Consider the following 6,000-nt stretch of genomic DNA (forward strand, 5'->3'; position numbering starts at 1 on the left):
ATGCTGGGGCGCATGGCTAACAAGGACGCGGACGCCATCCGTGAGGAGCTCCGTCGCATCGGCCAGCAGCTCGCGCAAGCGGACGAGCTGCGCGAACGCCGCGGCAAAGTCGTCGACGAGGCGCGCGCGGCCGAGCTGACCCAGCGAGAGATCGCCCTCCTGCTGGGGATGACCGAGGAAGGGCTGCGGAAGGCGCAGAAGTCCTACCACGGACGCGGGCGCTCTTACGGCGGCCGCCTCGCGTCCTAGCGACCCCGCCAGACCTTCATGGAGCGCCCGTCGACTGCGAAATCTGATTGCAATTTTCAAGCACTCTTGACTAATATAACCTGACGAATGAGGGGGTGAGATGGACGAGCTGAACTACCGACCCAAGCCGTGGACGCCGAAGGACGTGCCCACGATCTGGGTCGACCAGACCACCGGGCAAGGCGTCACCGACGCCGGCACGCCCGTTCGCCCCGTCATCGGCGAGCGCCGCAAGAACCCCAACCTGACGGACCTGCTCGACACGGCTGCCTCGTACGGCGCTAACCGCATCATGCTGACCGGGAAGCGCCCCGAGCCTGCGCCTGGCGTGCGGCACTGGCTGTACGTCCAGACCCCGAACTGGAAGCCCGGAGCCCACTGGGTCAACAACGGCCCGCCCACCGGTCGGTTCGAGCACGCGGTCACCGGCTTCAAGATCGAAGTCCGCACCGCGGAGGAGTGGTTCGGCGACGGGCCGCTGACCCCTGCCCAGGCTCGTCTGGCCTGGAACGTCACCGCGTCGATCATTCGCCACGCCGACGAGAACGCGCGCCTGTTCAACAGCCCTGCCGCCACCGGAACGAACCTGTGGGCGCTGTCGCTGCCGAAGAACATCAACCCCGTGCCGGTCGAAGACGACATCGCCCAGGAGATCCACTTCACCTCGGGCCTGCACCACTACGACCACCTGGTCGCGGGGGAGTCGTTCGCCAAGCACGAGGACTGCGTCCCGCTGATCGACCCGGCCAAGACGAAGAAGATCAGCGAGTTCGCCTACGTCGACGGCCGGTTCATGTTCGCCGGCGTCGGGCGCGAGCTCGGTATCGGCCCCGCGATCCGGCTGAACCAGGCCGCCGCGTACGAGCTGCTCGAGCAAGACCCCTACGCGCGCGCCCGCTTCCACGTGCGGTTCCGCGTCCCTCAGGGCTGGAACCACGTTGGCCTGCTCGGTGTGAAGCACCTGGACGTTCGCGAAGGCTGGTTCTATCCGAACCGGCCCGGAGCGGTGCACGACACCTGGGCCGACGGCAGCGAGATCCACGTCGCCCTCAAGCACGGGTGGGAGATCCGCCCTCACGAGGCCGTGGTGTTCCGCAAGGCCAAGCCTCTAGACACCTTCACCGAGCGCATGACGCGCGCCCGCGAGCGAGTCCAGCTGCAGGACGAGATGCACCCGGACCTGCGCCGCGCTGTGCTCGCCGCGCTGCGGAACATCATGCTGCACTCGATCGGTGCATTCGCCGCCGCGGGCCGCGACGAGACCCGCGTCGCCGCGTCGCCCGATGACGTCCCGCCCGAGTACAGGGCCAAGATGCTGCGACAGGGCAACCTCTGGATCTATCGCATCCCGTCGCGCCCGAACGACCGCACCCGAAGCTTCTACCACCCGGAGCTCGCCGCCCAGGTCTGGGGTCGCGCACGCGCTCGCGTCCTCCACGGCCCCAGCTCCCTCGGCGGCTACACCTCCGGTGCTCTCACGGTCGACCCCTCGACGCTCATCGGCATCCAGGGTGATGCGATCTACACGACCAAGCTGCCGGCGTGGTCCCTGCCGGACCGGTTCATCGGCGGCGGCGACGACGGCAAGACCGGGCGCCTGCGCCTGCAGGGCTACCTCAACGGATCCTTCATCACGCCGGAGACGCTGCGGCAGCGTGACGCGCTGAAAGCACGTGCCGAGCGGGCCGGCATCGCCAAGGCGCTCGAGCAGGCAGAGGAGAAGGGCTGATGGCTGACCAGCAGCGCACCGCCCAAGACCTCATCCGCGATCTGCGGCGCAAGGGCATCAGCACGGCCGAGATCGCCGAGGAGCTGCACCGCTCGCCTCGAATGGTCCGCAAGATCCTCAACGGCGAAACCAGCGGCGCCCTCTACCGCCAGGCGCTCCAGGAGCTCGCTGACACCGGACGCCTCACCCACGTCCCGCCGCGGCGCCGGCGCAAGGACGGCTCGATCGCCCCCGTGCGAGGCAAGGCCGGCGCCAAGCCCGTCATCCCCGAAGACCTCAGCGGCACCTACGTTGAGGGTCGCCAGGGTGGTCGGCTGCGCGTCGACGTGGCATACGCCACCGGGGGCGACCGGTACATCGAGATGCGCATCCCCAAGGGCCGCACCGCGAAGGGCCGCGAGCAGGCGAACGCCGAACTGATCAAGCAGGTCCGCAACGCCGCCAAGGGCCAGTCCCACGACAAGCAGAAGCAGATCACCGCCCACCTGACCTTCTCCAACGGCCGCGTGATGGAGGTCAACTCGTACAACGCCTCGACGATGCTCAAGCGCATCCACGAGAACGGCGGCGACGCCCTCGGCTGGTTCCGCGAAGAGTCGAAGAACCGATACGTGAACCTCGACACCAGCCGCGACACCATCACCGGCGTCACCCTCAACGTCGTCAGCACGGCCAAGACGACCGAGTACCAGAGGCAGGCCGAGCGCGGCCGCACTCGCCGCCCCCGCTCGCTGTCGCCGGCGGAGCTCATCAGCATGGAAGAGAAGCGGCGCATCGAGGAGCGCCGCGCTCGCCGCCGTGGAAACCGAGGAGGTGGTCAGTGACCATGGCCGCCCCGAAGAAGCCCACAGCTGCAGCGAAGCCCCGCGCACGCAAGGCCGCGCCCCCCGCTGAGGAAGTCACCAGCGACGTCGACCAGGCAGCGACGTCCGAAGCACCCGCACGCGCACCTCGCGCAAGCCAGAAGCCGGCAGCGGCGAGCGCGACGCCTCCTGAGTCGGCCGAGGCGGAGACGCCACCGCCGGCGAAGAAGAAGCGGGGGCCCTACAACGTCGTCTACGTCCAGAAGAAGCCCGTCTCGATCCGTCTCCCCGACGACGCGCTTGAACTGATGGACTGGGCCAAGCAGGATGCAGCCAGCCGCGGCGACCGCCTCACCAAGGACGAGATCGTCACCGTTGCGCTTCGCGCCTACTGGGGCCGCAAACGGCGCCGCGGGTAATGACCGTCTCCTGAGCTGCTGGCAGGGAAGTCGAGATGAGTGAAACTAACGGGCCGGCCGAGTTGCCGGTCTACTCGATCGCCGAGGCATTCGTGAAGCGATCCGGAATGTATATCGGGCAGCCCGTCACGTTCGAGCGAGTGCACACGTTCCTGCTCGGTTTCGAAACGGCGATGTTGTACGTTCGCGACGAGCTCGCGCGCGATCGCAATGCGTTTCAGCCCGTGGGCGTGCTCGGTCAGTTCCGGGAGCAGCTGCGATCCGAGGGGCGGCTCAGGTGGGACTCCTGGTCCCTGACGATCGTGGCGGAAGCGATCGGCTGGACTGGCGACGAGCCTCCGGCGATCGACGATCTGACCGAAGAGCAGCACCTCGAGGCAGTCCGGGACCTTCTCCCGTTGCTCGAGAAGGTCTTTGCCCTCCCCGCGGAGCTTGTCACCTCGCTCCGTGACTCCGCCTGAGAAGGGTAGGCACCCCACCGCTGTCGGTGTGTCGTCCCGCCCATCGAGTTCGAGAACGCGTTCTATGCTGTGCGGCGATGATCAACCTGACCGCCACCGTCCCGCTTGGACCGCTGACAGAACTTGTCGGACGATCCCTCTCGGCGACTGGGAGATGGGTCAACTCATCCGGTAGCGCCTACCTGTCATATCCATCACTCAGAGGATCCTGACCCGGACGAACGATCGCAGTCGCTCGAGGGCAAAGGACCCGTGCGGATGTCGCGCGTCACACCTCGACCTCGAACGGCAACTTTCGCAGTGTCGTCGCGGAAATCCCGGTGCTCTTGTACATCCGGGCGTGGGCGTACTGGATCTCCGGCAGCAGATCGATGCGGCCGATCGCCTCCAGCATGATCTCGTCGGCCTGACCGGTGAGATGACGCAGTTCGGGGATCGCGTACCCGCCCACGTACTTCCCGGAGTTGAGATCCCAGGAGCGCACGGCCGGCAGCGCCTCCTCGATCCTCTCGCCGAGCTCCACCAGAGCATCGAACGTGTCCTGCCCGTAAGCGTGCGGGGAGAATGGGATCTGCGACATCGTGCCCTTGGTGACGTTGAAGCAGTCGCCCGTGAACGTCCACCACAGGAACGCCAGCCGCGACGCCGCGATCGCGCTGGCCGCGAGCTGGTCCTTCCGGTTCTGAACGAACAGCTTCCCCTCGTTGAGGGGCACCGTGGCGTGCGTGGTCTTGTCGTAGGTGACCGGCGGCACCGTGTACGTGCTCAGGAAGTACGTGGCGGTCTTCTTGAAACCGACGGAGTAGTCGCTCACACGGACAAGCGGCGTCGAGGAGATCGTGCCCTTCGCAAGCAGCGTGTCGATCAGCTCGAACATCGCGTCGCTGCTGGCGCGCATCCAGTTCGGGGTCCGCGAGCCGGCGGGCCGAAGCGAATACCGCAGTGTCGCCATCAGATGCGGACGGAACGCCTCGATCCAGCTGTGGGTGAGCGTCGTGTGCAGCTCGGAGACGCTGCCATACCCGGCGGCGGTGATGATCGTGCTGCGCACCTTCACCTGGAACAGGGCAGCCGGGCGTTCCTGGAAGGTGCTCACCCAGATCGCATCGAACCGCCGCTCGTAGAACTTCCGCAGTGACTCGTCGCGATCGGCGAACTGGCTGCGGATGGGAACGATCAGGCTGAGCCGGCCATCCGGGCGCGTGATCTGCGCCGAGCGCTCGCAGCAGGAGGCGTAGATGTCGTCGACGTTGTCTGTCTCGAAGCCGGTGATGCGGTAGCTGAGCTCGCGCCGGTTGACGTAGGGTGGGTTGCCGATGACGACGTCGAAGCCGCCCTGATTGGGGTGTGACACGTCGCCCCGCACCGGCAAGAAGCGCGGCCCGTACAATGTCCAGCGCATCGAAAAACACCCCGCGACCTTCCGACTACCTCCGGACGTCTTCGAGTACATCAACCAGGCACGCGACGAAGCCGCGGCCCGTGGTGATCGCCTCACCAAAGACGAAGCGATCACCATGGCAGTCCGCGCGTTCTGGGGCGGCAAGCGCCAGCGCCGCCGCTGATCACCACACCGACATAACCGACGAAAAGAACTCTGGAGGCATCTGATGAGCCGTCGATCTATGCTCGAGCAGGAAACCGATCCGCTACACCCCGCGCGGATGCTACCGCGCACCTGAGACGAACGCGCGGTCCTTCACCGAGGATGGCTACATCTCGACATGATCAACCGAGGCAGCGAGAAGATTTCGTGCGAAGAGGTGGAGGACCTCGTCTACCGCTATGACAGCTTCGATCTAGCGGCCGCCGTCGCGATGCTCGACCCCGTGTTCAGCGAGCGGGTATGCGTCTACGTGAGTCTCAAGGAGGGCGGCCCGCTCGGGCTCGAACGGATCCGCGCCGCCATGGAGTCCGCCGGGGTGGCTAAGCATAAGCACCCCGAGCGGCTGATCGCCGTCGACGACATGCCCCTCACCAAGGTAGGCAAGATTGACAAGAGGGAGCGGAGAGGGCTTTGCCCGCCGCGACAGCGCCTAATGGGGCAGACGCTCAGCGCCCGCGCCGCCACGCGAGCCAGTGGCGGATGCTCTCCTCGAGCGCGTGCAATAGAGGCAACATCACCCAGATGACGCACGCGACGGTCAGTGGCGTCGTACATAGGATCTGGAGGTACGGCGGCAGGCCGGTCAGGAGCGGAGCGATGAAGTAGGCGTTGAACATGGCAGGCGGTACCAGCGCGATCCACACTAAAATCGCCGTCCACCACCGCGGGCGCGCGGGACCGGCCGTCGGGATTGCACCGGTGAGGGCGTCCGGAGTCAGTGGACGGGCCTGCC

General features: G+C 66.7%; 8 protein-coding genes. 7 read left to right on the forward strand and 1 reads right to left on the reverse strand.

The annotated features are described in order from the left end of the window. Positions 1 to 12: 12 nt before the first annotated feature. The 5 genes from AUV07_RS14855 to AUV07_RS14875 all read left to right on the forward strand — a co-directional run bounded on the left by AUV07_RS14855 (position 13) and on the right by AUV07_RS14875 (position 3,661). Positions 13 to 249: a hypothetical protein gene (locus tag AUV07_RS14855; protein ID WP_043340519.1), complete on the forward strand. Its 237-nt coding sequence runs from the start codon at positions 13 to 15 to the stop codon at positions 247 to 249. A gap of 100 nt (positions 250 to 349) precedes the next feature. Beyond that, positions 350 to 1,978: a hypothetical protein gene (locus tag AUV07_RS14860; RefSeq protein WP_005050756.1), complete on the forward strand. Its 1,629-nt coding sequence runs from the start codon at positions 350 to 352 to the stop codon at positions 1,976 to 1,978. Continuing rightward, positions 1,978 to 2,802 carry a hypothetical protein gene (locus AUV07_RS14865; RefSeq protein ID WP_047801722.1) on the forward strand — a complete coding sequence of 275 codons (825 nt, stop codon included), beginning with the start codon at positions 1,978 to 1,980 and terminating at the stop codon, positions 2,800 to 2,802. The genes AUV07_RS14860 and AUV07_RS14865 overlap by 1 nt, the downstream gene beginning before the upstream one ends. Continuing rightward, entirely contained in the window at positions 2,799 to 3,200 is a 402-nt protein-coding gene (locus tag AUV07_RS14870) for a hypothetical protein (RefSeq protein ID WP_005050751.1), read from the forward strand. The genes AUV07_RS14865 and AUV07_RS14870 overlap by 4 nt, the downstream gene beginning before the upstream one ends. Positions 3,201 to 3,235: 35 nt before the next feature. Beyond that, on the forward strand, positions 3,236 to 3,661 hold the full coding sequence (locus AUV07_RS14875) for a hypothetical protein (protein ID WP_005050749.1): 426 nt from the start codon (positions 3,236 to 3,238) through the stop codon (positions 3,659 to 3,661). Between the two features lie 268 nt (positions 3,662 to 3,929). Here the strand turns inward: AUV07_RS14875 and AUV07_RS14880 are convergent, their stop codons facing one another. After that, positions 3,930 to 5,015, reverse strand: a complete 1,086-nt coding sequence (locus AUV07_RS14880) for an SAM-dependent methyltransferase (protein WP_039712022.1) — start codon at positions 5,013 to 5,015, stop codon at positions 3,930 to 3,932. On the opposite strand from AUV07_RS14880, the gene AUV07_RS17865 reads away from it, so the two are divergent. Continuing rightward, complete coding sequence (locus tag AUV07_RS17865) at positions 5,002 to 5,226, forward strand: hypothetical protein (RefSeq protein ID WP_039712023.1); 225 nt, start codon at positions 5,002 to 5,004, stop codon at positions 5,224 to 5,226. The two genes, AUV07_RS14880 and AUV07_RS17865, sit on opposite strands and share 14 nt — an antisense overlap. A gap of 159 nt (positions 5,227 to 5,385) precedes the next feature. Continuing rightward, positions 5,386 to 5,793, forward strand: a complete 408-nt coding sequence (locus AUV07_RS17430; protein WP_005050745.1) for an AMP-binding enzyme — start codon at positions 5,386 to 5,388, stop codon at positions 5,791 to 5,793. Positions 5,794 to 6,000 lie beyond the last annotated feature (207 nt).

The organism is Microbacterium sp. CH1, from assembly GCF_001595495.1.
Lineage (GTDB): Bacteria > Actinomycetota > Actinomycetes > Actinomycetales > Microbacteriaceae > Microbacterium.

What these genes read in the sequence shown, in the direction of transcription:
- AUV07_RS14855 (WP_043340519.1), top strand. Translation starts at nt 13, where the DNA reads ATGGCTAACAAGGACGCGGACGCCATCCGTGAGGAGCTCCGTCGCATC.
- AUV07_RS14860 (WP_005050756.1), top strand. Translation starts at nt 350, where the DNA reads ATGGACGAGCTGAACTACCGACCCAAGCCGTGGACGCCGAAGGACGTG.
- AUV07_RS17430 (WP_005050745.1), top strand. Translation starts at nt 5,386, where the DNA reads ATGATCAACCGAGGCAGCGAGAAGATTTCGTGCGAAGAGGTGGAGGAC.
- AUV07_RS14875 (WP_005050749.1), top strand. Translation starts at nt 3,236, where the DNA reads ATGAGTGAAACTAACGGGCCGGCCGAGTTGCCGGTCTACTCGATCGCC.
- AUV07_RS14865 (WP_047801722.1), top strand. Translation starts at nt 1,978, where the DNA reads ATGGCTGACCAGCAGCGCACCGCCCAAGACCTCATCCGCGATCTGCGG.